Genomic DNA, 23,449 nt, shown 5'->3' with positions numbered 1-23,449 from the left:
GAGGCTCATCTGCCCCAAGCGCCTATGCCCGAGACCAATCCCCCGATCGACATCAGCCGGCTGTCACTTGCCGAGATCGAGGCGGCGGTGGCGGCGCAGCGCCGCCCGCCGGTCGAGCGCTGGAACCCCCGGCATTGCGGCCACAGCGGCATGCGGATCGACCGCGAGGGCCGCTGGTGGCACGAGGGCAGGCCGATCGAGCGGGCGGCGCTGGTTCGCCTGTTCGCGAGCGTCCTCAGGCGCGAGGAAGACGGGTCCCATGTCCTCGTCACGCCGGCCGAAAAGCTCGACATCGACGTCGACTTCGCGGCCCTTCGCGTGGTGGCGATGACGATCGAGGGCAGCGGCGAGGCGCAGCGGATCGCGCTCCAGCTCAACACCGGCGAGGCGCTGGTGGTGGGCCCCGACCACCCCCTCACCGTCCGCGAGGAGCTGCCGCTGGTGGCGGTGCGCGGCGGGCTCGAGGCGAGCTTCGAGCGGCCGGTCTATTTCGAACTTGCCGAGCTTGCGCTCGCCGCCGACCCGCCGGGCGTCTGGAGCGGCGGCCGGTTCTTCCCGCTGGGTCCTTCGTGAGCCTGACCGACCGGCTCCGCCGCGCCCTTGCCGCTCCCCCGCCGCCCGACCTCCTGCCCGGCGACATCCTCGAGGAACCGGGCCATCCGCTGACCCCCGCCGCGGTGTTGGTCGCGGTCACCCGGCGGGCCGAGCCCGGGGTGATCCTGACCGTCCGGCGCGAACATCTGCGGACCCACGCCGGGCAGATCGCCTTTCCCGGCGGGCGGATCGACCCGACCGACCGCGACGTGGCAGCCGCGGCCCTGCGCGAGGCCCATGAGGAGATCGGCCTGCCGCCGGCCTCGGTCTCGCTGTGGGGGGCGGCCGACCCCTATCGCACCGTCACCGGCTATTCGGTGGTTCCGGTGCTTGGCGAGATCGCGCCCGACCTCTCGCTGATCCCGCAGGAGGCCGAAGTCGCCGACTGGTTCGAGGCGCCGCTTGCCTTCCTCCTCGATCCCGCCAATCAGCGCGCGGTCGAAGCCGAGTTCAAGGGACGAATGCGCACCTATTACGAAATAACGTGGGAAGGCCGCCGGATCTGGGGCGCCACCGCGGCCATGCTGGTCAATCTTTCGAAGCGGCTCGGCCCGTGGACCTGAGCGCACTCCAGGCGATGGCGGCCCGCCCGGGGGTCGCGGCATTGCTCGCGGCGCTGGGGCCTGGCGAGGCGCGGCTGGTCGGCGGCGCGGTTCGCGACGGGCTGCTCGGCGAGGCGGTCGCCGACCTCGACCTTGCGACCACCCTCTCTCCCTACGAGGTGATGCGGCGCTGCGGCGCAGCCGAGATCCGCACCGTGCCCACGGGGATCGCGCACGGCACGGTGACCGCGCTTGCCCATGGCGAGACGCTCGAGGTGACCACGCTCCGTGCCGACCTCGACACCGATGGCCGCCACGCCACCGTGGCCTTTACCGACGACTGGCAGGAGGATGCGGCGCGGCGCGATTTCACCGTCAACGCGCTCTACTTCGATCCCGCCACCGGCGCGCTGTTCGACTATTTCGGCGGGGTCGACGACCTCGCGGCGCGGCGCGTCCGGTTCATCGGCGAGCCGCTCCAGCGAATCGCCGAGGACCATCTGCGGATCCTGCGCTTCTTCCGCTTCACCGCGCGCTTCGCGCAGGCGCCCGATCCCGCCGGCCTCGCCGCCTGCGTCGCCCGCGCCAACGACCTCATGGCCCTGTCGCGGGAGCGGATCGCCGACGAGTGGCTCAAGCTGCTCGGCCTGCCCGATCCCGTGCCCACGGTCGGGCTGATGCTCGAGCAGGGCGTGCTGCTGCCCGTCCTTCCCGAGATCGCGGCCGGGGCCGAGGCGCGGCTCGCCGCACTGGTCGCGGCCGAGCGCGCGGCGGGAATCGCGCCTGCCGCACTTCGCCGGCTCGCGGCGCTGATCCCGCGCGACGTCGCGGTGGCCGAGAAGATCGCGGCGCGGCTAAAGCTCAGCAACAAGGCCCGCAAGCGCCTCGCTGCGGCGGCCGACCCCGCCCGCGTTGGCGCACCGCGCGCCATGGCCTATGCGCTGGGGACCGAGGAAGCACAGGACCGGCTGCTGCTTGCGGATCGGCCGCGGGAGGCGAAGGCACTGATCGGCTGGACCCCGCCGCGGCTTCCGCTCGGCGGCGGCCAGCTGATCGCGCGCGGACTCGCCGCCGGGCCGGTGGTCGCGCGAACGCTGAAGGCGATCGAGCGGCGCTGGGTGGAAGAGGAATTTCCCGAGGCCGACCGGCTCGAGGTCATCACGAACGAAGAGCTGGCGCGCGCCACGGCTTCCTGACGGCGACACGGGACGCAAGTGTGCCGGCCGCAGGCGGGCGTGCGGCCGGCACGTTTTGGTTCCGAGCAGCGGGGAAGCTCGGCTCGGAGCATCCGGGTGACCCCCAAGGGGGAAGCGGGTCACACGAATCCTGATGATCGGAATATGCCCCTCGAAGCGGGGGCGTCACAGCTGGGCTTAGGACCGTAGGTCCCGGGCCTGTCGGCTAGAGGCCCGCCTCGACCGCGAGGCGGATGAGATCGGCGCTGGTCGGCACTCCCAGCCGCTCCATCAGCAGCGCCCGGTGCATCTTCACCGTCTTCTCGCTGATCTTGAGTTCCCAGGCGATCTGCTTGTTGAGCAGGCCCTTGGCGATCAGTTCGAGCACCTGGCGCTGGCGCGGCGGCAGAGTCTTGACCGCGAGCACCGCCCGCTCGCGCCGGCCGGCGAAGACGGCGCTGCTCTCCATCCCCAGTTCGACTTGGCTGCCGAGGAACCAGGCGAGCTCGCCATGGGTGTCGAACAGGGGCGTCACCAGCACCGCGTTGCGAAAGGCGGTGCCGTCATATTTGTAGTTGAGGATGTCGACCAGCACCGGCTTGCGGTTGCGGACGCCCTCGCGGATCCGCTCGGTCAGCCACGGCTCGGTCGCCGCGCCGGACAGGAAGCGGCAGTTGCGGCCGAGGATCTCGCGCTCGGGATAGCCGGTCAGGTCGCAGAAGGCCTGGTTCGCGACCTCGAGGGGATTGTCGGGCTTGCGGGGATTGCTGAGCACCGTCGCAATGGGGCTGAACCCCACCGTTTCGACCAGCCGTTCTTCATCGATCGAAGCCAGCATTCGGCTCCTCCGTGCTTCCCCTGCCCCTCGGGCTCTACACCGCCATATGGGTGCTGGCGAGGACATTTGCAGGGTGAAGCCGAAGTTTACTGTTGGCGGGTCCGACCGCTTTTCCTAACCTGCATTGAGTTGTGGAGGAATATCGAACCACAAAAAGTCGTTGCATCCCCGCAACTTGAAGCCGGTTCGCAAAGCTTGCGCCCCTCTGGGGGTGTGGCTCCAATGTCACAGCGGTGCCGCTGCGGTTGTTCAGCTTTCGCTTGAGCGAAACCAATGGCCTGCATTACAGGTTCGGGGCGCCATCAACACTAACTCAGAGCGAGAAGGGGAACGCATGCGCAAATACCTCCTGGCTGCCGCCGCTGCGGCTGCCATCACCTCGCCGGCAATGGCCCGTGACAAGTCGGGTTATGTCGGCATCGATCTTGGGCCGATGCTGGTCGAAGACATGAAGGTCGACGTCAAGGACGCCGCCGGGACCCGTTACCCGGACTTCCTCGTGATCGATCACAAGACCGGTTACGACGTCGGCGTGAACGCCGGCTACGACTTCGGTGCGGTTCGCGCCGAGGCCGAAGTGGCCTACAAGCGCGCTGCGCACGGCGACTACATCATCGACGCCGTCCAGTATGACGGCGACGGTCACTCGAGCTCGCTGTCGGTCATGGGCAACCTGCTCCTCGACTTCGGTGCCGATGACAGCTGGCAGGGCTTCTTCGGTGGCGGCGTGGGCCTCGCCCGCACCAAGGTTTCGACCCCGATCGGGTCGGCCAAGGACAGCGGCTTCGCCTGGCAGCTCATGGCTGGCGTCCGCTATCCGATCAGCGACAACATCGACTTCGGCGTGAAGTACCGTCTGTACAATCACGACGTGAAGGACGATCTCGACTTCTTCCCGCTGGCGGATGTCGCCGGTCGTGGCGACACGCGGTTCCGGTCGCACTCGCTGCTCGCGAGCCTGACCTTCAACTTCGCGCCGCCGCCGCCGCCGCCGCCGCCCCCGCCGCCCCCGCCCCCGCCGCCTCCGCCGCCGCCCCCGGCGACGCAGACCTGCCCGGACGGTTCGGTGATCCTGGCGACTGACACCTGCCCGGTGCCGCCGCCGCCGCCGCCGCCGCCGCCGCCCGCTCCGGAGCGCGGCTAAGCGGTTGGGAGCAGGGTTTCGGCCCTGCTCCGGCCACTGGCAAAGAGACGGGGTGGAGCTTCGGCTCCGCCCCGTTTTCTTTTGCCCGCGGCACATGAGGCCCACGAAAAAGGCCGGGGGATCGCTCCCCCGGCCCTTCCCGTTTCCGCTGGATCGACGCTTACGGCGTCGCCGGCCGCGCCACGCTGGTGTAGGCGGTCGAGGCGGCGAGCTGGAGGTCGGGGCGGCCGTCCCAACCATAGACGTCCTTGCGCATCGCCAGCTTGCCGTCGGAGCCTTGCTCGGCGGTCAGATAGGTCAGGTAGATCGGCACGCCGGTCTGGAGCTGGACCATCTGCTCGGGATCGTTGCCGCTCATCGCCGGCTCGCGGCCCATCAGCCAGCGGGCGAAGCGGCGTGCGTCCTCGAGCCGGATACAGCCGTTCGACAGGTGGCGATCGGCCTCCTTAAACTTGTCGCGCGCGGGCGTGTCGTGGAGGTAGATGTCCTGCCCACTCGGGAACGGCACCTTCAGCCGGCCCATGCTGTTGGCGGGCCCGGGCTTCTGCCGCACGCGGAGCGATTCGGGATTGTCGATGACCTTCTGCCAGTCGACCTGCGCGGCCGACATGACCGTCGCGTTGGGACCCCAGCCGCTCATCACCTCGTAGCCGCGCGGCTTCAAGTAGCCGTCGCCGCCCTTGAGCGCGCCCGGCCCCACCGTCTTGTGGATGAGGTTGGGCGGCACGTTCCAATAGGGATTGAGCGTCACGTAATGGATGATGCTGGCGATCATCGGGGTCTGCAGCTGCGGAGTCCCGACGACGACCTTCATCCGGTCCACCGGCTGGCCGTTCTCGTACATGGTCAGCATCGCATTGCCGATGTCGACGATGACGAAGCGTCCCGCCGCGGGCAGGAAGCGCGCCCGCTCGAGATTGGAGGTGAGCGCGGTGTCGGCGGCGGTCATCCCGCTCGCCAGCGCGGCCTCGCGCAGGGCCCGGTAGGTCGGATTGACGTCCGCCATCTTGTCGAGCTGCGCCGAGAGGTCGGTAGCCGCGGCGGTGGTCAGCAGGATCTGGTCGGCGCGGGCCTGCGGCTTGAGGATCGCATAGCCGTAGACCACGCCCTTGGGCGGGGTCCGCAGATATTGCATGTAGGCGACCCACGCCCGCGACAGGGTGATCTCGGCCGACTTGATCGCCGCGGCGTTGCCGGGCTGGGCCGAGGCGATGGCGGCATCGACCTGCGCGGCGAGCGCCGGGCCCTGGGTAAAGCCGTCGATCGGCGCGCGCTTGAGGATCGCCGACAGGCGCGAGGCGGCGGCGCGAGTCGCGTCGCTGCGGAACCAGACCGGCGCCTCGTTATGGTAGTAATAATAAGCCTCGACCGGATCGGTCGGAACGACCCGGACCACGGGCGGCGGCGGCGGCGCGGGCTTCTTCTTCGCCTCGGCCACGGCGGGCACGAGCGCCAGGGACAGGATACAGGTGCTTAGCAGGAGCTTCTTCACTGGGCCGGTTCCCCGTTGTTCGGATGGTTGCCCTTTCATTAGGCGCTCGCGACTGTCGGGCAAGTGAACCGCGCCGCGCCGGGGCGAACGGCAGGCGGTTGGACGGCAACTGTGGTTTCAGGGACTCAGCCGGAGCGGCAGTCCGCCAGCTCAGGCGCCGGCCTGCTCCAGCACCGGGCCGATGCGGTCGATCGTGTAAGGCTTCTCGAGCAGGGGAGCGTCGGCGAACACCGCGGGCGGCGGCTCGACGTGGCCGCCGCTGGCGATGACGAACGGCAGGCCGCGCTCCTTGAGCGCTTCGGCCGCCGGCCACACCAGCTCGCCCTTCAGGTTGACGTCGAGGATGGCGAGATCGAATTCGCCCTCGCGGCACTGGACGATCGCGTCGGGAAGATTGTCGCAGCTCGCGACAATGCGGTGCCCGAGGGTCTCGAGGAAATCCTCGAGCATCATCGCGATCAGCGGTTCGTCTTCGACGACGAGAATGGCACGGCCTTGTTGCACCTGGCGGCTATTGCGAAAGCGGAACGGATGCGCAACCGTTATTCGCGCGTTGCCAAGACTTTACGCGCCGCCTCCGACAGTTCCTGGACCGAGAAGGGCTTGGGAAGGAAGGCAACATTGTCGATATCGATCGAGCGGCGAAGCTGCTCCTCGGCATAGCCCGACATGAAGAGGATCTTGAGTTCGGGCCGGGTCTTGCGGGCTTCGCGGACCATGGTCGGGCCGTCCATCACCGGCATGACGACGTCGGAGATGAGGAGGTCGATGGTCTCGCCGCGGTTGATGATCTCGAGCGCTTCCTCGCCATTGTCGGCGGTCAGCACGGTATAGCCCTGGCGGGTCAGCGCGCGCTCGGCGACGGTGCGGACCATGGGCTCGTCCTCGACCAGCAGCACCGTTCCGGTGCCCCACAGCTCCTCGGCCTTGGGCTTGGGTCCGGCGACCGCCTTGCTGGCGCCCTTCTCCTCGCTGTGGACGGGCAGGTAGATGACGAAGCTCGTCCCCTCGCCCACCTTGCTGGCGGCGAAGATGAACCCGCCCGACTGCTTGACGATGCCATAGACGGTGGAGAGACCGAGGCCGGTGCCCTTGCCGACTTCCTTGGTCGTGAAGAAGGGCTCGAACACCTTGCCCAGCACGTTCGCCGGGATGCCGCAGCCGGTGTCCGAGATGCTGAGCGCGGTATAGTCGGCGATCGGCAGGATGTCGGAGCCCAGTTCGGCGACCTGATGGCTGTGCACCGCATAGGTCTGGATGGTGAGCGTCCCCCCGCCCATCCCCGCCATGGCGTCGCGGGCATTGACCGCGAGATTGACGATCACCTGCTCGAGCTGGCCGGGATCGGCACGGACCGCGCCGAGGTCGCGTCCGTGCTTGACCTGTAGCACCACGGTCTCGCCGAGCAGGCGCTTCAGGAGGTGACTGACCTCGCTGACCACGTCGGGCAGCTGGAGCACCTGCGGGCGCAGCGTCTGCTGGCGCGAAAAGGCGAGCAGCTGGCGGGTCAGGCCCGCCGCGCGGTTCGAGTTCGACTTGATCTGCTGGATATCGTCATAATCGCTGTCGCCAGGCGTATGGCGCATCAGCATCAGGTCGCAGTGGCCGATGATCGCGGTCAGGATGTTGTTGAAGTCGTGCGCGACGCCGCCGGCGAGCTGGCCGACCGCCTGCATCTTGGTCGCCTGCGCGACCTGGCGCTTCAATTTGGCTTCCTCGCTATTGTCCTTGAGCAGCAGGAGGACGCTCGCCTCGCCGAGATTACGCAGCCCCGCGATGGTCAGCGCGACCGGCTCGCCCGGCTGGTGGGCAAGGCGCACCGCAAGGTCGCCCGACATGGCGGGGCCGCGGCTGTTGCGGCGGACCGCGTCGGCGACCGCGGCCTTGTCCTCCTTCACCACGAGGTCGCTCGGAAAGGCGGGGAGCGGCCCGTCGCCAAGCGCGGCGGCATTGCGGAAGGCGCGGTTGCTGGTGAGGAAGCGCCCGTCGCGGTCGACCAGCGCAAGCCCGAGCGGGAGGAGGTCGAGCAGCGCCTGGAGGCTGGCGGGCTCGCCAAGGCTCGGCGCTTCGCCCGAGGCGAACAGCATGGTGATTCCGCCGGCATGGCCCGCTCCGGGCTCGGCCGGGATGTGGAGCAGGCGGAGCGGCTGGCCTTCGCTCCCTTCGGCCGCGATCCGCACCCGGCCCTCGCCCGCCCCTTCGAGCAGCACGTCGATCCGGTCGGCTTGCCCGGCGGCGAAGCCGGTGCGGCGGGCAAACAGGCCGTTGGCGGCGATCACCCGGCCATCGCCGTCGATCACCGCACCGAGCACGCCGGCCTCGCCGAGCACCTCGCCCTCGACGCCCTGGAGGCGTTTCACGAGCACGAGCAGCGGCGAGCGGCGGGGTCTGGGGAAACGCCACAGGAGGCGGTCGCGGGCCGCGCCCACGCGCCGGATCTCGACCGCGACCGGTCCGTCGGCGGTGGCGAGCCCGGCCGCACAGCCCTCGCCGTCACGCCAGGCGAGGTCGCGCGCGGCCTCGAGCGCGAGCCTCGTGTCGGCATCGAGGTCGATCTCACCCGGCGCGGGAAGCCCGGGAAAGCGCTCGCGATAGCCGGCATTGACCGCCAGCAACCGGCCCTCGGCGTCGGTCAGCGCGGCGGGGTCGGCGCACAGGCCGAGCCCCTCGGAGACGAGCGAATAGTCGGGCGCGACCTCGGCGACCGGCTGGTCGAGCGCGTCGGGCACCCGGCGGCGCCAGGCGATCAGCCCGGCCGCCGCGACGCCGATCCCGAACAGGATGGCGATGACCGGCTGCCGGGCGGCAAGCGCGATCACCACCACGCTGGCGAGGGCCAGGGCGGCGAGCAGGGGAAGCAGCCACGGCTCGCCCCGAGGGACGGGCTCAGCGTCGATCGCGGCGAGCCGGGCGTGCAGCATTCAGCTTACCAGACGCGGACCCGCTGGGCCGGCGCGAGATACAGCTTCTGACCGGCCTGGACGTTGAACGCATTGTACCAGGGGTCGAGGTTGCGGACGACCGAGACGCGCTGCTCGGCCGGGCTGTGCGGATCGGTCAGCAGGCGCTGGCGAAGCGCCGGCTCGCGCAGCTTGTTGCGCCACACCTGGGCCCAGCCGAGGTAGAAGCGCTGGTCGCCGGTGGTGCCGTCGAGCACCGGTGCCGCCGCACCGCCGAGGCTGTGCTTATAGGCGTCGTAGGCGACGGTCAGGCCGGCGAGGTCGCCGATGTTCTCGCCCAGCGTCAGCTGGCCGTTCACATGCTGGCCGGGAAGCGGCTCATAGGCGTTATACTGCGCCACCAACTGGGCGGTCGCGGCATTGAAGGCCTTGAGGTCGTCCGCGGTCCACCAGTCGGCGAGCCGGCCATATTCGTCATATTTCGAACCCTGGTCATCGAAGTGGTGGCTGATCTCGTGGCCGATGACCGCGCCGATGCCGCCGTAGTTGAGCGCCGGGTCGGCATTGGGATCGAAGAAGGGCGGCTGGAGGATCGCGGCCGGGAAGACGATCTCGCTCATCGAGAAGTTCGCATAAGCGTTGATCGTCATCGGGGTCATGCCCCATTCCCACTTGTAGATGGGCTTGCCGAGCTTGTTGATGTCATAGGCATATTCGAAGCGCCGCGAGCGCAGCGCATTGCCGAAGGCATCGTCACCGGCGACCGCGAGGCCGCTCATGTCGCGCCACTGGCTCGGGTAGCCGATCTTGGTGTTGAAGTTGGCGAGCTTGGCGCGGGCGCGGGCCTTGGTGGCGGGCGCCATCCAGGTCAGCCCGTCGATCCGCCGGCCCATCGCCTCGACGACATTCTTGACGAGTTCGTCGGCCGCGGCCTTGGTCTCGGGCGGGAAATATTTGGCGACGTAGAGCTTGCTGACGTCGTCCTGGAGGGTGCCGGTGGTGAAGGACACCGCCCGCTTCCAGCGCGCTTCCTGCTCGGGGGTGCCCGACAGGGTCGTGCCGAAGAAGGCGAAATTCTCCTTGTCGAACGCGCTCGGCAGGACCGCGGCATAGCCGTCGAGCGAGCGGACCAGGAGCTGGTCGCGGATCACCGACATCGGGGCCCGGGCGAGGATCCTTGCGATCCCGGTGATGGCGCTCGGCTGCGCGACGAGAAGCTCGTTGACGCCGTTGGCGCCGGCCGCCGCGAACATCCGCGAGAAGTCGAAGCCCGGCGCGGTCTTGGCGAGCTGCGCCACGGTGAACTTGTTGTAGGTCTTGGTCGCGTCGCGGCTGTCGACCCGGGTCCAGTGAACCTTGGCAATCTCGGTCTCGAAGGCGAGGATCGCCTGGGCGCGGGCCGCGGCATTGGGCTCGCCCGCGAGGGTCATCACGTTGGTGAGATGGGCCACGTACTTGGCACGGATGTCGGCCAGCTTGGCGTCATCCTTGAGGTAATAGTCGCGGTCGGGCAGCCCGATGCCGCTCTGACCCATCGAGAGGATATAGTTCTCGGGCGCCTTGTCGTCCTGGCCGACATAGGCCGCGAAGGGCGTGCGGACGCCGTTCTTGGCGGCTTCGGCGAACAGGGTCGGAAGCGCCGCGCGGCTGGTCGTGCCCTTGATCGTGTCGAGCCACGGCTTGATCGGCGCCAGGCCCTTCGCGTCGATCGCGGCTTGGTCCATGAAGCTCGCATAGACCGCGCCGATCCGGCTGTTGGGATCCTTGGCGGCTTCCTCGATCAGGCCGCGGGTGCGCTGCTTCGACAGGTCGTCGAGCACCGTGAACATGCCGTAGCCGCTCTTGTCGGCGGGGATCGGGGTGTTCTTGGCCCAGGTCCCGCTGGCATATTCGAAGAAATTGTCGCCCGGCTGGACGGCGGTGTCCATGCCCGCGGCGTCGAAGCCATAAGCGCCGATCTCGGCCTTGGGCGCGGGGGCCGCGGCAGGGACGGGCTCGGCGGCGGCGACGGGGGCGACCTCGGCGGTCTCGACCGGAGCGGTGGTCGCGCAGCCGGCAAGAATGGTGGTCGCGGCCAGAACGGAAAGCAGTCGCTTCATGAATGATGCACTTTCTTCAAGGATGGCGGTTGAAGAGTTCGGGACGGGCACGCCTGCGCCATTTGCGATGCACCCACCAGCGCCAGACGACAATCGACACTCCATAGCCGACGAACGCACAGGCGAGCGCGATCACGAACAGCCCGGTGATCATTGCCGGAGCCGCGTCGGACAGCAACCATTGCGACCATTGCCGCAGTCCCGCGCCGCTCGAATAGAGCTGTTCGAAGGCCGCGAGGTCGGCGTGGAAGCCGAGTTTGTTGCCGACCGCGATCCCCGCGACGAGGAAGAAGGGCGTGGTCGCGGGATTGCTGAGGAAGGTCATCGCCGCCGCGATCGGGATGTTGCCGCGCACCGGGATGCACAGCAGCGCCGCGCCGACGATCTGGAGGCCGGGGACCATCAGGAAGATGCCGATCAGGAGCCCGGCGAAGACCCCCGCCGGGACCGAGCGCCGGGTGAAGCGCCACAATTCGCTGCGCCGAACGCGCTTGCCGAAGGGCTTGAGCCAGCGACTCTCGAGCACTTCCTCGCGACTCGGCGTGGCCTTGTCGGCGAGACGCTGGAAGAAGCCGCGATCAGCCATGGCGGGATCGGGCAGTCCCACGCTCAGCCATGGGCCCGGAGCAGGCGGCCCTGCTCGCGCTTCCAGTCGCGCTCCTTGATCGTGTCGCGCTTGTCGTGCGCCTTCTTGCCCCGCGCCAGCGCCAGCTCGACCTTGGCCTTCCCCTTGGAATTGAAATAGATCGACAGCGGCACGAGCGTCAGGCCCTGGCGATTGATCGCGCCCATCAGCTTGCCGATCTCGCGCTTGCGCAGCAGCAGCCGGCGCTTGCGGCGCGGCTCGTGGTTCATCCAGCTGCCGTTCTTATATTCGGGGATGTGGCTGTTGATCAGCACCACGTCCTCGCCCTCGACCGTCGCATAGCTTTCCGCGATCGAGCCTTCGCCGTTGCGCAGCGCCTTGACCTCGGTTCCCTGGAGCGAGATCCCCGCCTCGAACCGCTCCTCGACGAAATAGTCGAACCGCGCGCGGCGGTTCTCGGCCACGACCTTGGTCTTTTCGAAAAGGGGAGCGGGAGTGTGAGCCATGGACCTTGCCTCACCGCATCTAGGCGCTGCACCGCCGCCACGGAAGCCGTGATTGTGCGGGAGAGTCGGGTTAATTGACAAATAATCACGATGGTTAACGCCAAAATGGCGGAACTGCGCCATTGGCACGTCCGTTGCTTAACCAATGTCGATGACGAAGCCCTCCCTCGCGCGGCGGTTCGGACGCCTGTTCGTGGTCAAGACGCGCTGGGAAGCATGGGCGGTCACCTGGGCGATCGCGCTGGGTGCGGTCGAGCGCGGCAAACATTATCTCGCGCTCTATCCGGGCAACATGGGCTGGGTGTTCTTCGCGGTCTGCTGCGCGGTGGTCTTCCTCGCCGGCGCCAAGCTGCTCGACGCAACCCGGCCCGAACCCGCGCAGGTGCCGGTGTCGGCAGGACGACGGCCGCTTCAGCGCCCGCGCCGTCCGCTCAGTCGTAGTCGACCCATGCTGTCCCGTCGGAGCGGCGGTTCAGCGTCACGACCTTCACGTCGCACAGATTGACGCTTTGCCAGGTGACGAGCGTGTCGCCGGCCTTGCCGCGGATGTCGAAGGCGCAAAGCTCACCGCCCGGCGCGGGCTCGCTGGCGCGCGCGCCCGGCGACAGCGCGCCGCCGCCGAGCGGCTTCCACACGCCGCTGGAACTCGATTGACGAATGGCGATCTGGGTGAGGCCTGAGCCCGTGCCGTTGACCAGCACGAAGGGCCCCGGCGTACTCAACCATGCGGCGAGAAATACTGCCCCCAGCATGGGAGCATCATAGCAGGTTTTCCGCCCCTTCGCGAGAGGTCAGGCGGCCTGCGACAGGCCTCCGCGGCCGTGCCGGAAGAGCGGCGCCGAAGCGCTTCGCGAATAGCTTTCCGACAGGGGCAGCGCGGTCCCGCAGAAGCCGCATTCGGCCAGCAGGCGGCCGATCAGCCAGTGGGTCCGGCCGCAACCGGGGCAATGGTTCACCGCATTCTCGCGATAGACGGCGTGATAGCCGCGCATCGCGGGATTGAAGCTTCTCGTCATGTGGCTCGAAGTCAGCATTGGCTGTCCCCTTCGCTCTCGCGTTGTTTTCCGTTCGAGGGTGTAACGAGCGGCGAGTCGTTCGGTTTCAGCGATAATCCGATTTGTTGGTGGGGCTGTCACCTCAGGGCCACGGTCCTGTGCCGGGCCGGGACAGCTGTGGATATTAACTCTTCTTCCATCTTTGCTCCCCAACCTGCGTCCATATCAGCGCCCAGTTGTTGGAGCCGGTCCGTGGAATCGAACCATCGCTATTACGCCCGACGTGCCGCCGAGGAGCGGCTTGCCGCGCAGCGGGCGATGACCGCGGCGGCCCGCGAATGGCACGCCAAGCTCGCCAGCCAGTTCGCCGCCCGAGCGGCCGCGGCATGCGAGGAAGCCGCGAGCGCCGCCTGATTAGGAATCCGTTTCGCTTCTGGCATTAATCTCCGTTATCTGCCATAAACTGCCCCTGCACCGGGCCCCATGCCGGGTGGTGCGATGAAGACAGGGGAGTTTTCGACCATCATGCGCAACATTCTCATCGGCTGTGCCGCAGCGGCGCTGCTCGCCACTCCGGCGGCGGCTCGCGACAAGGCGGGCTATTTCGGTGCGGAGGGCGGCGCCCTCTGGGCGAAGGACCTGACCCACGATCTCACGATCACCAACACCAGCGAGGGCACGTCGGTTCAGCGGATCGACAATGCCGTCAACATGAACTTCAAGAAGCCGGGCCTCGATCTTGACCTGATCGCGGGCTACGATTTCGGCATCGTCCGCCTCGAGGGCGAACTCGGCTACAAGCGCGCGAGCCTCGACAGCGTGGGCTTCGCCGGCGAAGGCACCGTCGACGCCCGCGGCAATGTCGGCGTCACCTCGGCGATGGCCAATCTGCTGCTCGACTTCGGCAAGGACGATGGCGTCAGCTTCTACGCCGGTCCCGGCATCGGCTGGTCGCGGGTCAAGATGAACAACATCGAACCCGACAGCGCCGGCTTCCAGATCGAAGGCAAGGACAATGCGCTGGCGCTGCAGGCGATTGCGGGCATCCGCTACGCCATCACCCCGCAGCTCGATATCGGCCTCAAGTATCGCTACTTCCGGACCGGTCGCCTGCACTTCGACAACATCATCCCCGAGCTGAACACCTTCCAGACGACCTACGACACGCGCACGCGCTTCCGGTCGCACTCGCTGCTGTTCAGCATCATCTACAATTTCGGCGAACCCGCGGCCCCGCCGCCCCCGCCGCCGCCGCCGATGCCGCCGGCGCCCCCGCCCCCGCCGCCGGCCACGCAGACCTGCCCGGACGGGTCGGTGATCCTGGCGACCGACGCCTGCCCGGTGCCGCCGCCCCCGCCGCCGCCGCCGCCCCCGGCGCCCGAGCGCGGCTGAGCGACAGGCCAACCCAAGGAAGCGGCCGGAGAGCAACCCTCTCCGGCCGTTTTCCTTTGCGATCCGGAGCCGCTATGCCGAGCCCCATGTTGCTGCTTTTCGCCGCTGCCCAGGCCGCCACCGCGCCCGCCCCGCTGATGATCTTCTTCGACAGCGGGAAGAGCGAGATCCGCCGCGAGTGGGAACCGGTCCTGGATGAGGCCGCCAAGGCGGCAAGCGGCGGCGCGCGGCTGCTACTGGTTGGGCACACCGACCGGCCGGGAAGCGCGGCCGGCAACCGCCGCATGTCGCTCGCCCGGGCGAAAGCCGTCGCCGCCGCCCTCGAGGCCCGCGGGGTCGCCGCCAGCGCGATCGAGGCCACGGGCGAGGGCGAGGACAATCCCTACATCACGACCGCCGACGGCGTGCGCGAAATCCAGAACCGCCGCGTCGACATTCGCGTCGCGCCCTAGGCAGGCGAAGGGCGCAACGCCCCCTCGCCTGCCCTCTTCGCCCTAGAAACTGAATCCGAACGACACGCCGTAGCGGCGCGGCTCGAGCGTGAAGGCGTTGGTGTAGAGGCCCGACGACTGGTCGCCTACGTATAGGCCGGTGATCGCGTCGTTGTCGGTGAGGTTCTGCACGAAGGCCCGGACGTTCCAGCGGTCGCCCGGCGCGTTCAGCTGCACCTGCGCGTTGATCACCGTGAAGGCGTCGATCTTGTCGATCCGCGTGTTGAAGCTGCGCGCGAAATAACTGCCGGTGTAGGCGATGTCGGCGCGCGGGACGAGCGTCCACTGGCCAAGGTGCAGCGTATATTGCGCGCCCGCCGCGAACTTCCAGTTGGGCGACTGCGGCAGCTCGTTGCCGGTGAGGTCGACCTCGACCCCGGTGGTGACGCTGAAGGGAAGCGGACCCGTCGGGACCCCGAACGCGGTGCGCAGTGCGCTCGGCGGGTTGGCGGCGGTGGCGGCGAGCGCGGCGCAGACGCTGTAGGCGCCGGTCGCACTGGTCCCCGGCACCGGCACCGGCGCGGCGAGCCCGATCGTGCCGTTGACCGCGCCGACATAGGCGGCGGCGGTGCCGGGCGGCAGCGTGGTGGTCGGGACGACCGCGCAATTGGCGGCGTTGGTGAGGTCCTTGATGATCACCGCGTCCGACCGACCGCCCGAGGGATCGCGCGGATCGACCAGCCGCAGCCCCTTGATCTTGCTCTTGAGGTACGAGCCCGAGAAGTTGAGCAGGAAATCCTGCGAGGGACGCAGCACGCCCTCGACCTCGACGCCGTAGACCTCGGCGTTGGTGTTGTCGTTGACAGAGGTGCGGCCGACGATGCGGCTGAGCTGCAGACCCTTGTAGTCGTAGTAGAAGGCCGAGGCATTCAGCCGCAGCAGCCCGTCGAAGAAGGTGTTCTTGGTCCCGATCTCATAGGCGTTGATGGTCTCGGGCTTGAAGGTCGGCGAGATGTTGAAGGCGGGATCGATCGGCGGGTTGAGACCGCCCGCCTTGTAGCCGCGCGAATAGGACAGGTAGACGAGGTTGTTGGCGCCGACCTGATAGTCGACCACCGCGCGTCCGGTGAGCCGCGAGAAGCTGACCTTGCCCCGCGCGTAGGTCTGCGGTCCAGCCGTCGCCGGATCGGCGTCATAGGCGAGGATGAAGGGCGAGCTGTTGGCATTGGAAATGCCGGTGATCGCCGGGAAGGACAGGATCGGCGCACGCGCGACCTGGCTCTTCTCGTCCTTGCTCCAGCGCAGGCCCGCGGTGAGCTTGAGCTTTTCGTTCACCTCGAAGGTCGCGTCGCCGAACACGCCGGTGCTCTTCAGCCGGAAGTCCTTCACCTCCGAATTGAAGAAGGGCGGCGCGAGATAGACTTGCGGGAAGGCGATATTGCCGCCCGCGCGCTGCGCCAGCGTGGTGGCGGCGCCAAGGACACCGGCGGCATAGTCGAGCCCGCTCGACACGACATAATAGTTGGAATCGGTGAATCGACCGTCGGTGTAGATGCCGCCGACGATGAAGTTGAACGGCCCCTCGAAATTGCTGTCGAGATGGGCCTCGATCGACTTTTGCCGATAGTGCGACTGCGAGCGGTCATATTCGCCGCCCGCCGCGGTGCACTGGTTGACGTTGCCGCCGTAGATGCCGCTGTACTGGAGATTGGCTTCCGAGATGCAGGCCGCGCCCGACGGGCCGTTGGGAATGAAGGCCTGCGCGACCGGTGTGAAGGGGTTCGACCCGCCGGGGAAGAAGAAGCCCGGCAGCGAGGCGTTGAACGCCAGCGCCTGGAGGCCGGGATTGCCGGCGAGCGACGAGCCCGCGCTCAGCGTATAGTCGGTGCGGCTGTCGACCGAGGACTTGGCGTAGCCGCCGATGACGGTGAGGCTGAACTGGTCGCCAAGCTCCTGCTCGAGCCGGGCCTGGAGAATGGTCTCGCGCGCCGCATAGGTCGGGTTGAAGTCGGTGTTGACGGTGCGCAGGCTCTGCGGGTTCACCGCGCTACCGAAGAAGGGATCGGGCCCGTAGAGGTTGGTCAGCCCGAGCGGCGCCAGCGCAGGGTCGTTGAGCGCGAGGAACTGCTGCGAGGACAGGATCGCGGCCAGCGTCGAATTGCCGTTCACCGTCCCGTAGCCAAGCTGGTCGGGACGGCAGCCGAGGATGCCGGTGCTGTCGCGCGCGCACAGCTGCTTCTGGATGCGGCTGCGGTCGTCCTTCTCGCGGAAGGCATAGCCGACGAGGTCGAGCGTGGTGCTGCTGGTCGGGCGGATGCGGATGGTGCCGCGCAGCGCCCAAAGGTCACGCCCGTCGATCTTGCTGCCGTCGAACAGGTTCTTGGTATAGCCGTTGCGGTTGAGCGAATAGCCGGCGAGGCGGACCCCGAGGAACGGCGCGATCGGCACGTTGACCATGCCCGTCAGGCGGATCGAGCGGTAATTGCCGTATTCGGCCGTGGCGGCCATGCCGAAGTCGTCGAGCTTGGGCTTGGCGGTGATGAAATTGACCACGCCCGAGGTCGCGTTGCGGCCATAGAGCGTGCCCTGCGGACCGCGCAGCACCTCGACCCGCTCGAGGTCGAAATATTCGGTCTCAAACAGGCGGTTCTCGACCAAGGGCATGTCGTTGAAATGGATGCCCGTGGCGCGGTCGCAGCTGAAGCCGACGCACAGGTCGCCGATGCCGCGGATGGTGAAGCTCGACGAGGTGAAATTGGTCTTGGTGAAGGTGACGTTGGGCAGGCTCAGCTGAAGGTCGGTGGCGTTCGAGATCTGCTGGCGCTGGAGCGCTTCGGAATTGAATGCCGAAACCGAGATCGGGACCGACTGCAAGGTCTCCGCCCGGCGCTGGGCGGTGACCACGATGTCGGTGCTGTCGTCCGCCGCCTGGGTCGTCCCGCTCTGTGCGTCGCCGCCCTGCTCTGCCCCCGCGCCGGTCTGGATGTTCCCCGACGATTGCGGCTGCGGGTCGGGAACGGTCTGGGCGGCGGCGGGCACGGCAACGGTCATGGCCGAAAGCGAAGCTCCGGCCAGCAGCAGGCACGAACGGGTCATTGATGTCTCCCCCCTGGGGCGCATGCCCGCCGAAACAGGGCAGACACGCGCTTCAGAAGCCGCGAGTTTCCGCTTGCAGCGGCGGCCCTGTCAAGGGCAGCATGGGACGAGATGGAGAGCAGTCCAATCAAGGCGGCATCGGCCGTCGATGTCGATGTCCTGCTGATTGGCGCGGGCCTGTCGGGGATCGGCAGCGCCTGGCACCTGCAGACCTATTGCCCGACCATGAGCTACGCGATCCTCGAGGCGCGCGACGCGATTGGCGGGACTTGGGACCTGTTCCGCTATCCGGGCATCCGCTCGGACAGCGACATGTATACGCTGGGCTACAGCTTCGAGCCGTGGACCGACGCCAAGGCGATCGCCGACGGCCCCTCGATCCTCGCCTACGTCAATCGCGTCGCCGACAAATACGACATCCGCCGCCACATCCGCTTCGGGCACAAGCTCGTCAGCGCCTCCTTCGACAGCGCCGCGGCGCGCTGGACGGTCGAGGTGGAGAGCGGCGGCGAACGCCGGACCATGACCGCGCGCTGGCTGCACATGTGCACCGGCTATTACAATTACTCCGAAGCCTATCTGCCCGACTTCCCCGGGCGGGAAAGCTTCAGGGGCCCGCTGTTCCATGCCCAATTCTGGCCGGAGGACCTCGACACCCGCGGCAAGAACGTGGTCGTCATCGGCAGCGGCGCGACCGCGGTGACGATCGTTCCCGAAATGGCCAAGGACGGCGCGGCGCAAGTCACAATGCTGCAGCGCTCGCCGACCTACATGGTCAGCCGCCCGGCGGTCGACAAAGTCGCCAACGGTTTGCGTCGCCTGCTCGGTTCCCAGGCGAGCTACGGGGTGGTGCGCTGGCGCAACGTCCTGATGCAGCAGCTCTTCTTCCAGCTCGCCCGGCGCCGCCCGGAGACGGTCAAGAAGATGATTGCCAAGGGCCTGCGGAAGGAGCTTCCGCGCGACTATGCGGTCGAGACGCACTTCAAGCCGAGCTACAATCCGTGGGACCAGCGCGTCTGCCTCGTCCCCGACGCCGACCTCTTCGCCGGGATCCGCGAGGGCAAGGTCGAGGTCGTCACCGACACCATCGCGCGGATCGTTCCCGACGGGATCGAGCTCAAGTCCGGCCGGCACCTGCCCGCCGACATCATCGTCGCCGCGACCGGGCTCAAGCTGCAATTGCTGAGCGACGTCGCCTTCACCATCGACGGGGTCGCGCGGCCCTTGAGCGGGACCATGACCTACAAGGGCATGATGTTCGCGGGCGTGCCGAACCTCAGCTACAGCTTCGGCTACACCAATGCCTCGTGGACGCTGAAGGCGGACCTCACTTCCTTCTACCTCTGCCGCATCCTCAATCACCTGCGCGACACCGGTCGCACCATTGCGATGCCCGTGCCCCAGGCCGATGTCCGCCCGGTCGACTTCCTCGATTTCAGCTCGGGCTATGTCCAGCGCGCCAAGGACATCCTGCCGGTGCAGGGCGACCGCGCGCCGTGGAAGCTCCACCAGAATTACATGCGCGACCTGCGCGCGCTCAAATATGGCAAGCTCGAGGACGGGGTGATGCGCTTTTCCGGCAGCACGCAGCACGCGGACGTGGCGGCATGAACCTGTCGGGCCGGGTCGCGGTGGTGACCGGCGCGGGCGGCGGCATCGGCCGCGGGATCGCCCTCGCTCTGTCGCGGCGTGGCTGCCACCTCGCGCTCGCCGACCGCAACGCGCAAGGGTTGGGCGAGACCCGCGACATGGTCCGCGGGGTCAAGGTCACGACCCACGTCCTCGACGTCACCGAGCGGGACCGCTGCCGCGCGCTGCCGGCCGAGGTGGTCGCCGAGCACGGTAGGGTCGACCTCTTGGTCAACAATGCCGGGGTCGCGATCGGCGGCACCTTCGAGCAGGTCGACGAGGCCGATTTCGACTGGCTGATGGAGGTCAATTTCCACGCCGTGGTGCGGCTGACCCGCGCCTTCCTGCCGCAATTGAAGGCGACCGACAGCGCGCGGATCGTCAACGTCTCGAGCCTGTTCGGGCTGATTGCCCCGCCGGGGCAGACCGCTTATTCGGCCGCCAAGTTCGCGGTGCGCGGCTTTTCGGAATCGCTTCGCCGCGAGCTCGAGGAAGCGGGCTCCACCGTCGGGGTCACCGTCATCCACCCGGGCGGAATCAACACCGACATCGCCCGCAACGCCCGCCCGCCGCGCCACGTCACCAACGAGGAAGCGGCACTGATCGCGGACGAGAAGGACCGCTTCCAGAAATTCCTGCGCATGTCGCCGGTCAAGGCGGGCGAGATCATCGTCGAGGGCATCGAGAAGGAACGGCCGCGCGTGCTGGTCGGCAATGACGCGCGCATCGGCGCGCTGATCGAGCGGCTGAGCCCGGTCGGTTACTGGAACATCCTTAAGCGGAGCATGGCATGAGAAACTGGGCGATTGCCGGCGTGTCGCTGGTTGGCGGGTTGCTCGGCGCGGGGCTCTACAGCCAGCGCGCCGCGCGCCGCGCCGAGGAGCTGGCACCGATGGACGGGCGGCTGGTCGATGTCGGCAGCGGCATCACCCTCCACGTCACCGAGGACGGCTCCGGGCCGCCCTTGCTCCTGATCCATGGGCTCGGCGCGCAGCTCCGCAGCTTTGCCAAGGCGATGGTCGATGATCTCGCCAGGGATCATCGCGTGATCCGCGTCGACCGCCCGGGTTCGGGCTATTCCCCGCCCCTGCCCTCGCGCTCGCAGCGGCTCGACGACCAGGCCGACGCCATGGCCGCGCTGATCGACACGCTGGGTCTCGAAAAGCCGGTGGTCGTCGGCCACTCGCTCGGCGGCGCGCTCGCGCTCAAGATCGCCGAGCGTCACGGCGACAAGCTTGGCGGCCTCGCCCTGATCGCGCCCGCGACCCAACCCGTCCGCTCGGTCCCCGACGTGTTCCGCGGGCTGATGGTCCCGCTGTCGGTCGCGCCGCTTGTCGCCCGGACGATTGCGGTTCCGCTCGCCCTCGCGACCAAGGACAAGGCGCTGGCCACGGTCTTCGCTCCCGAAACGGTGCCCGATGACTATCTGACCGCGGGCGGCGGGCTGCTCGCCATGCGGCCGGGCAATGTCGAGGCGGCCTGCGCCGACCTTCAGATGGCCCGCCAGGACGCCGAGGACATGACTTCGCGCTATGCCGCGTTCACGCTCCCGGTCGCGATCCTGTTCGGGCGCGGGGACAGCCTGCTCAGCCCGGCCGAGCATGGCGAACTGACCGTCTCGCAGATCCCGGGCGCAACGCTGACCTTGGTCGAAGGCGGCCACATGCTGCCCTTCACCCAGCCCGTCGAAACCGCCGCATGGGTGCGTCAAGTCGCCAAGGCCGCATGAGCGGCGAGGTCCTCGAGGCCGATTATGTGATCGTCGGCGCGGGCTCGGCGGGCTGCGTCCTCGCCGCGCGACTGAGCGAGGATCCGGGAACGAGGGTCATCCTCCTCGAGGCGGGCGGCGACGACCGGCCGGGCAAGGAGAAGGGGCAATTCCTCTCCAACCTCTGGATCCATGTCCCGATTGGCTATTCGCAGACGCTGAAGGATCCCAAGGTCAACTGGCTCTACCAGACCGAACCCGACCCCGGGACGGACGGGCGGACCCATGTCTGGCCGCGCGGCAAGGTGCTGGGCGGCTCCTCCTCGATCAATGCCATGCTCTACGTGCGCGGGCAGCAGGCGGATTATGACGGCTGGCGGCAACTGGGCTGCGAGGGCTGGGCGTGGGACGACGTGCTTCCCTATTTCCGGAAAGCGCAGCACCAGGCCAATGGCGCGTCCGACGTCCATGCGACCGGCGGCCCGCTCCATGTCGCCGACCCGGCCGACGGTCATGCGGTGAGCGAGGCCGCGATCGCCGCGGCCGAGGCGCTTGGCCTCCCCCGCCGCGACTGCAACGGCCCCGAGCAGGAAGGGGTGAACTGGTTCCAGGTCAATATCCGCGACGGCAAGCGCTGCTCGGCCGCGGTCGCCTATCTCCACCCGGCGATGGGGCGGCCAAACTTGCAGGTCGTCACCCACGCCCTCGCGCGTCGGGTCCTTTTCGAAGGGAAGACGGCCACCGGGGTCGAATTCGCCCAGGGCTCCGAGGTCCGCACCGTCCGCGCCCGCCGCGAGGTCATCCTGTGCGGCGGCGCGATCAATTCGCCCCAGCTGCTCGAACTGTCGGGGATCGGCCAGCCCGAGCGGCTGCAGGCCCTGGGAATCCCGGTGGTTCACGCGTCGCCCGGGGTCGGCGAGAACCTCCAGGATCACTTCGTGGTCGGCAATACCTATCGGCTGAAGAAAGGGACGCTGTCGGTCAACGAGCTTGCGCGGGGGCCCCGGCTGGTGCGCGAACTCGGCCGCTACCTCTTTGCCAGGCGTGGGCTCCTGACCCTCTCGGCGGCGCATGTCGGCATCTTCATGCGCTCGCGCCCCGACCTCGCCGGGCCCGACATCCAGTTCCACATCCTTCCCGCGACGATGGACGCCGACAAGCTCAGCAACGAGCAGGTGATGGAACTCGAAAAGGAGCCCGGCCTCACCATCGCGCCCTGCCAGCTACGCCCCGAATCGCGCGGCTCGGTCCACCTCAAGTCGGCCGATCCGTCGGCGCATCCGGCGATCCGGCCCAATTATCTCGCCGACCCGCTCGACCGCGAGGTTATCGTCGCCGGGCTCAAGTTCGGGCGGCAACTGGCCGCGACCGACCCCCTCTCCTTCTATATCGACCACGAGACCAATCCCGGGAGCGATGTCCGGACCGACGAGCAATTGCTCGCTTATGCCCGGACCCAAGGCACCACCATCTACCACCCGGTCGGGACCTGCGCGATGGGCCGGGACGAACGCTCGGTGGTCGATCCCGAATTGCGCGTCATCGGCGTCGATGCCTTACGCGTGGTCGACGCCTCGATCATGCCGCGGCTGGTCAGTGGCAACACCAATGCCCCGACCATCATGATCGCCGAAAAGGCCGCCGACCTCATCCGCGCGCGGACGACGCTGTCCGCGGCTGCTTGAACCCGGGCCCGAGGCCCGCCACATGGCAGCCATGCTGATCCAGACCGAGCGCACGCCCAATCCGTCGACCCGCAAGTTCCTGCCGGGGGGCACCGTGATGGAAGCGGGCAGCCGCGACTTCCCCGACGCCGCCTCGGCCGAGGCCTCGCCGCTCGCCAGCGCGCTGTTCGCCACCGGCGAGGTCGAGGGGGTCTTCTTCGGCCGCGACTTCGTCTCGGTCACCGCCAATCCCGACACCGACTGGGCGGGCCTCGAGATCGACGTCGTCCAGATCCTCCTCGATCATTTCGTCTCGGGCGCGCCGCTGTTCGCGGCCGGATCGGCGGCAGGCTTCCACGTCGCCGCCGACGATGAAGCTAGCTTCGAGGAAGATCCGGCCGACGCCGAGATCGTCGCGCAGATCAAGGAGCTGCTCGAGACCCGAGTCCGCCCGGCGGTCGCGCAGGACGGCGGCGACATCGTCTATCGCGGCTATCGCGAAGGCACGCTCTTCCTCGCCATGCAGGGCGCCTGCGCGGGCTGCCCCTCGTCCGCCGTCACGCTGAAGCGCGGGGTCGAGAACCTCATCCGCCATTATGTCCCCGAGGTGGAGACGGTCGAAGCGGTCTGATCCGCCACTGGACCGCGGCCCCCGCCC

At 68.2% G+C, this 23,449-nt stretch carries 22 protein-coding genes; 12 read left to right on the top strand and 10 right to left on the bottom strand.

The window, feature by feature from the left end; genetic code table 11:
- The first annotated feature begins 24 nt into the window (after window positions 1-24).
- From BS69_RS0102780 to BS69_RS0102770, 3 genes are read left to right on the top strand one after another with little or no spacing between them, the layout of a single operon-like run.
- Window positions 25-573 carry a DUF1285 domain-containing protein gene (locus BS69_RS0102780; RefSeq protein WP_029940461.1) on the top strand — a complete coding sequence of 183 codons (549 nt, stop codon included), beginning with the start codon at window positions 25-27 and terminating at the stop codon, window positions 571-573.
- On the top strand, window positions 570-1,157 hold the full coding sequence (locus BS69_RS0102775; RefSeq protein WP_029940460.1) for a CoA pyrophosphatase: 588 nt from the start codon (window positions 570-572) through the stop codon (window positions 1,155-1,157). The genes BS69_RS0102780 and BS69_RS0102775 overlap by 4 nt, the downstream gene beginning before the upstream one ends.
- A gap of 14 nt (window positions 1,158-1,171) precedes the next feature.
- Window positions 1,172-2,332, top strand: coding sequence for a CCA tRNA nucleotidyltransferase (locus BS69_RS0102770; RefSeq protein WP_029940459.1), 1,161 nt, complete (start codon window positions 1,172-1,174; stop codon window positions 2,330-2,332).
- A 205-nt stretch (window positions 2,333-2,537) separates the two neighbouring features.
- Here the strand turns inward: BS69_RS0102770 and BS69_RS0102765 are convergent, their stop codons facing one another.
- Window positions 2,538-3,149 carry a LuxR C-terminal-related transcriptional regulator gene (locus BS69_RS0102765; protein WP_029940458.1) on the bottom strand — a complete coding sequence of 204 codons (612 nt, stop codon included), beginning with the start codon at window positions 3,147-3,149 and terminating at the stop codon, window positions 2,538-2,540.
- A 334-nt stretch (window positions 3,150-3,483) separates the two neighbouring features.
- Here BS69_RS0102765 and BS69_RS14610 point away from each other — a divergent pair, with 334 nt between their 5' ends.
- Window positions 3,484-4,293 (top strand): outer membrane protein, encoded by an 810-nt coding sequence (locus tag BS69_RS14610; RefSeq protein ID WP_051676480.1) that lies wholly within the window; start codon window positions 3,484-3,486, stop codon window positions 4,291-4,293.
- A gap of 160 nt (window positions 4,294-4,453) precedes the next feature.
- On the opposite strand, the gene BS69_RS13495 is transcribed toward BS69_RS14610, so the two are convergent.
- The 8 genes from BS69_RS13495 to BS69_RS13040 all read right to left on the bottom strand — a co-directional run bounded on the left by BS69_RS13495 (window position 4,454) and on the right by BS69_RS13040 (window position 12,910).
- Window positions 4,454-5,785, bottom strand: a complete 1,332-nt coding sequence (locus BS69_RS13495; protein WP_051676479.1) for a L,D-transpeptidase family protein — start codon at window positions 5,783-5,785, stop codon at window positions 4,454-4,456.
- A gap of 150 nt (window positions 5,786-5,935) precedes the next feature.
- Window positions 5,936-6,289, bottom strand: coding sequence for a response regulator (locus BS69_RS0102750; RefSeq protein ID WP_029940455.1), 354 nt, complete (start codon window positions 6,287-6,289; stop codon window positions 5,936-5,938).
- 38 nt (window positions 6,290-6,327) lie between these two features.
- Entirely contained in the window at window positions 6,328-8,706 is a 2,379-nt protein-coding gene (locus tag BS69_RS0102745) for a hybrid sensor histidine kinase/response regulator (protein WP_029940454.1), read from the bottom strand.
- A 5-nt stretch (window positions 8,707-8,711) separates the two neighbouring features.
- Entirely contained in the window at window positions 8,712-10,784 is a 2,073-nt protein-coding gene (locus BS69_RS0102740) for a M13 family metallopeptidase (RefSeq protein ID WP_029940453.1), read from the bottom strand.
- Between the two features lie 16 nt (window positions 10,785-10,800).
- Complete coding sequence (locus tag BS69_RS0102735; protein WP_029940452.1) at window positions 10,801-11,370, bottom strand: DUF2062 domain-containing protein; 570 nt, start codon at window positions 11,368-11,370, stop codon at window positions 10,801-10,803.
- Window positions 11,371-11,393: 23 nt separating this feature from the next.
- Window positions 11,394-11,876 (bottom strand): SsrA-binding protein SmpB, encoded by a 483-nt coding sequence (smpB, locus tag BS69_RS0102730; RefSeq protein WP_029940451.1) that lies wholly within the window; start codon window positions 11,874-11,876, stop codon window positions 11,394-11,396.
- A 431-nt stretch (window positions 11,877-12,307) separates the two neighbouring features.
- Window positions 12,308-12,628 (bottom strand): hypothetical protein, encoded by a 321-nt coding sequence (locus tag BS69_RS14140; RefSeq protein ID WP_156956847.1) that lies wholly within the window; start codon window positions 12,626-12,628, stop codon window positions 12,308-12,310.
- Between the two features lie 39 nt (window positions 12,629-12,667).
- Window positions 12,668-12,910 (bottom strand): hypothetical protein, encoded by a 243-nt coding sequence (locus tag BS69_RS13040; RefSeq protein ID WP_037504344.1) that lies wholly within the window; start codon window positions 12,908-12,910, stop codon window positions 12,668-12,670.
- Between the two features lie 213 nt (window positions 12,911-13,123).
- On the opposite strand from BS69_RS13040, the gene BS69_RS14135 reads away from it, so the two are divergent.
- The 3 genes from BS69_RS14135 to BS69_RS0102705 all read left to right on the top strand — a co-directional run bounded on the left by BS69_RS14135 (window position 13,124) and on the right by BS69_RS0102705 (window position 14,715).
- Window positions 13,124-13,285 (top strand): hypothetical protein, encoded by a 162-nt coding sequence (locus tag BS69_RS14135; protein ID WP_156956845.1) that lies wholly within the window; start codon window positions 13,124-13,126, stop codon window positions 13,283-13,285.
- 111 nt (window positions 13,286-13,396) lie between these two features.
- Window positions 13,397-14,263: an outer membrane protein gene (locus BS69_RS0102710; RefSeq protein WP_051676478.1), complete on the top strand. Its 867-nt coding sequence runs from the start codon at window positions 13,397-13,399 to the stop codon at window positions 14,261-14,263.
- An 86-nt stretch (window positions 14,264-14,349) separates the two neighbouring features.
- Window positions 14,350-14,715, top strand: a complete 366-nt coding sequence (locus tag BS69_RS0102705) for an OmpA family protein (RefSeq protein ID WP_051676477.1) — start codon at window positions 14,350-14,352, stop codon at window positions 14,713-14,715.
- A 42-nt stretch (window positions 14,716-14,757) separates the two neighbouring features.
- Here BS69_RS0102705 and BS69_RS0102700 read toward each other — a convergent pair whose 3' ends face one another.
- On the bottom strand, window positions 14,758-17,790 hold the full coding sequence (locus tag BS69_RS0102700; protein ID WP_029940447.1) for a TonB-dependent receptor: 3,033 nt from the start codon (window positions 17,788-17,790) through the stop codon (window positions 14,758-14,760).
- Between the two features lie 111 nt (window positions 17,791-17,901).
- Here BS69_RS0102700 and BS69_RS0102695 point away from each other — a divergent pair, with 111 nt between their 5' ends.
- From BS69_RS0102695 to BS69_RS0102675, 5 genes are read left to right on the top strand one after another with little or no spacing between them, the layout of a single operon-like run.
- On the top strand, window positions 17,902-19,401 hold the full coding sequence (locus BS69_RS0102695) for a flavin-containing monooxygenase (RefSeq protein ID WP_029940446.1): 1,500 nt from the start codon (window positions 17,902-17,904) through the stop codon (window positions 19,399-19,401).
- Entirely contained in the window at window positions 19,398-20,213 is an 816-nt protein-coding gene (locus BS69_RS0102690) for an SDR family NAD(P)-dependent oxidoreductase (RefSeq protein WP_029940445.1), read from the top strand. Before BS69_RS0102695 ends, BS69_RS0102690 begins: the two co-directional genes overlap by 4 nt.
- Complete coding sequence (locus BS69_RS0102685) at window positions 20,210-21,148, top strand: alpha/beta fold hydrolase (RefSeq protein ID WP_029940444.1); 939 nt, start codon at window positions 20,210-20,212, stop codon at window positions 21,146-21,148. Before BS69_RS0102690 ends, BS69_RS0102685 begins: the two co-directional genes overlap by 4 nt.
- Window positions 21,145-22,812 carry a GMC family oxidoreductase gene (locus tag BS69_RS0102680; protein ID WP_029940443.1) on the top strand — a complete coding sequence of 556 codons (1,668 nt, stop codon included), beginning with the start codon at window positions 21,145-21,147 and terminating at the stop codon, window positions 22,810-22,812. The genes BS69_RS0102685 and BS69_RS0102680 overlap by 4 nt, the downstream gene beginning before the upstream one ends.
- Before the next feature lie 31 nt (window positions 22,813-22,843).
- Complete coding sequence (locus BS69_RS0102675) at window positions 22,844-23,422, top strand: NifU family protein (RefSeq protein ID WP_029940442.1); 579 nt, start codon at window positions 22,844-22,846, stop codon at window positions 23,420-23,422.
- Window positions 23,423-23,449: the final 27 nt, after the last annotated feature.

Origin of the sequence: Sphingomonas astaxanthinifaciens DSM 22298, assembly GCF_000711715.1 — a bacterium.
Lineage (GTDB): Bacteria > Pseudomonadota > Alphaproteobacteria > Sphingomonadales > Sphingomonadaceae > Sphingomicrobium > Sphingomicrobium astaxanthinifaciens_A.
This window is presented reverse-complemented; position numbering and strand designations above follow the sequence as displayed.

Excerpts from the sequence above, each read along its gene's own strand:
- BS69_RS0102780 (WP_029940461.1), top strand. The coding sequence starts at position 25 with ATGCCCGAGACCAATCCCCCGATCGACATCAGCCGGCTGTCACTTGCC.
- BS69_RS0102770 (WP_029940459.1), top strand. The coding sequence starts at position 1,172 with ATGGCGGCCCGCCCGGGGGTCGCGGCATTGCTCGCGGCGCTGGGGCCT.
- BS69_RS0102765 (WP_029940458.1), bottom strand. The coding sequence starts at position 3,149 with ATGCTGGCTTCGATCGATGAAGAACGGCTGGTCGAAACGGTGGGGTTC.
- BS69_RS14610 (WP_051676480.1), top strand. The coding sequence starts at position 3,484 with ATGCGCAAATACCTCCTGGCTGCCGCCGCTGCGGCTGCCATCACCTCG.
- BS69_RS0102745 (WP_029940454.1), bottom strand. The coding sequence starts at position 8,706 with ATGCTGCACGCCCGGCTCGCCGCGATCGACGCTGAGCCCGTCCCTCGG.
- BS69_RS0102740 (WP_029940453.1), bottom strand. The coding sequence starts at position 10,784 with ATGAAGCGACTGCTTTCCGTTCTGGCCGCGACCACCATTCTTGCCGGC.
- BS69_RS0102735 (WP_029940452.1), bottom strand. The coding sequence starts at position 11,370 with ATGGCTGATCGCGGCTTCTTCCAGCGTCTCGCCGACAAGGCCACGCCG.
- smpB (WP_029940451.1), bottom strand. The coding sequence starts at position 11,876 with ATGGCTCACACTCCCGCTCCCCTTTTCGAAAAGACCAAGGTCGTGGCC.
- BS69_RS14140 (WP_156956847.1), bottom strand. The coding sequence starts at position 12,628 with ATGCTGGGGGCAGTATTTCTCGCCGCATGGTTGAGTACGCCGGGGCCC.
- BS69_RS13040 (WP_037504344.1), bottom strand. The coding sequence starts at position 12,910 with ATGCTGACTTCGAGCCACATGACGAGAAGCTTCAATCCCGCGATGCGC.
- BS69_RS0102710 (WP_051676478.1), top strand. The coding sequence starts at position 13,397 with ATGCGCAACATTCTCATCGGCTGTGCCGCAGCGGCGCTGCTCGCCACT.
- BS69_RS0102705 (WP_051676477.1), top strand. The coding sequence starts at position 14,350 with ATGTTGCTGCTTTTCGCCGCTGCCCAGGCCGCCACCGCGCCCGCCCCG.
- BS69_RS0102700 (WP_029940447.1), bottom strand. The coding sequence starts at position 17,790 with ATGACCCGTTCGTGCCTGCTGCTGGCCGGAGCTTCGCTTTCGGCCATG.
- BS69_RS0102695 (WP_029940446.1), top strand. The coding sequence starts at position 17,902 with ATGGAGAGCAGTCCAATCAAGGCGGCATCGGCCGTCGATGTCGATGTC.
- BS69_RS0102690 (WP_029940445.1), top strand. The coding sequence starts at position 19,398 with ATGAACCTGTCGGGCCGGGTCGCGGTGGTGACCGGCGCGGGCGGCGGC.
- BS69_RS0102685 (WP_029940444.1), top strand. The coding sequence starts at position 20,210 with ATGAGAAACTGGGCGATTGCCGGCGTGTCGCTGGTTGGCGGGTTGCTC.
- BS69_RS0102680 (WP_029940443.1), top strand. The coding sequence starts at position 21,145 with ATGAGCGGCGAGGTCCTCGAGGCCGATTATGTGATCGTCGGCGCGGGC.
- BS69_RS0102675 (WP_029940442.1), top strand. The coding sequence starts at position 22,844 with ATGCTGATCCAGACCGAGCGCACGCCCAATCCGTCGACCCGCAAGTTC.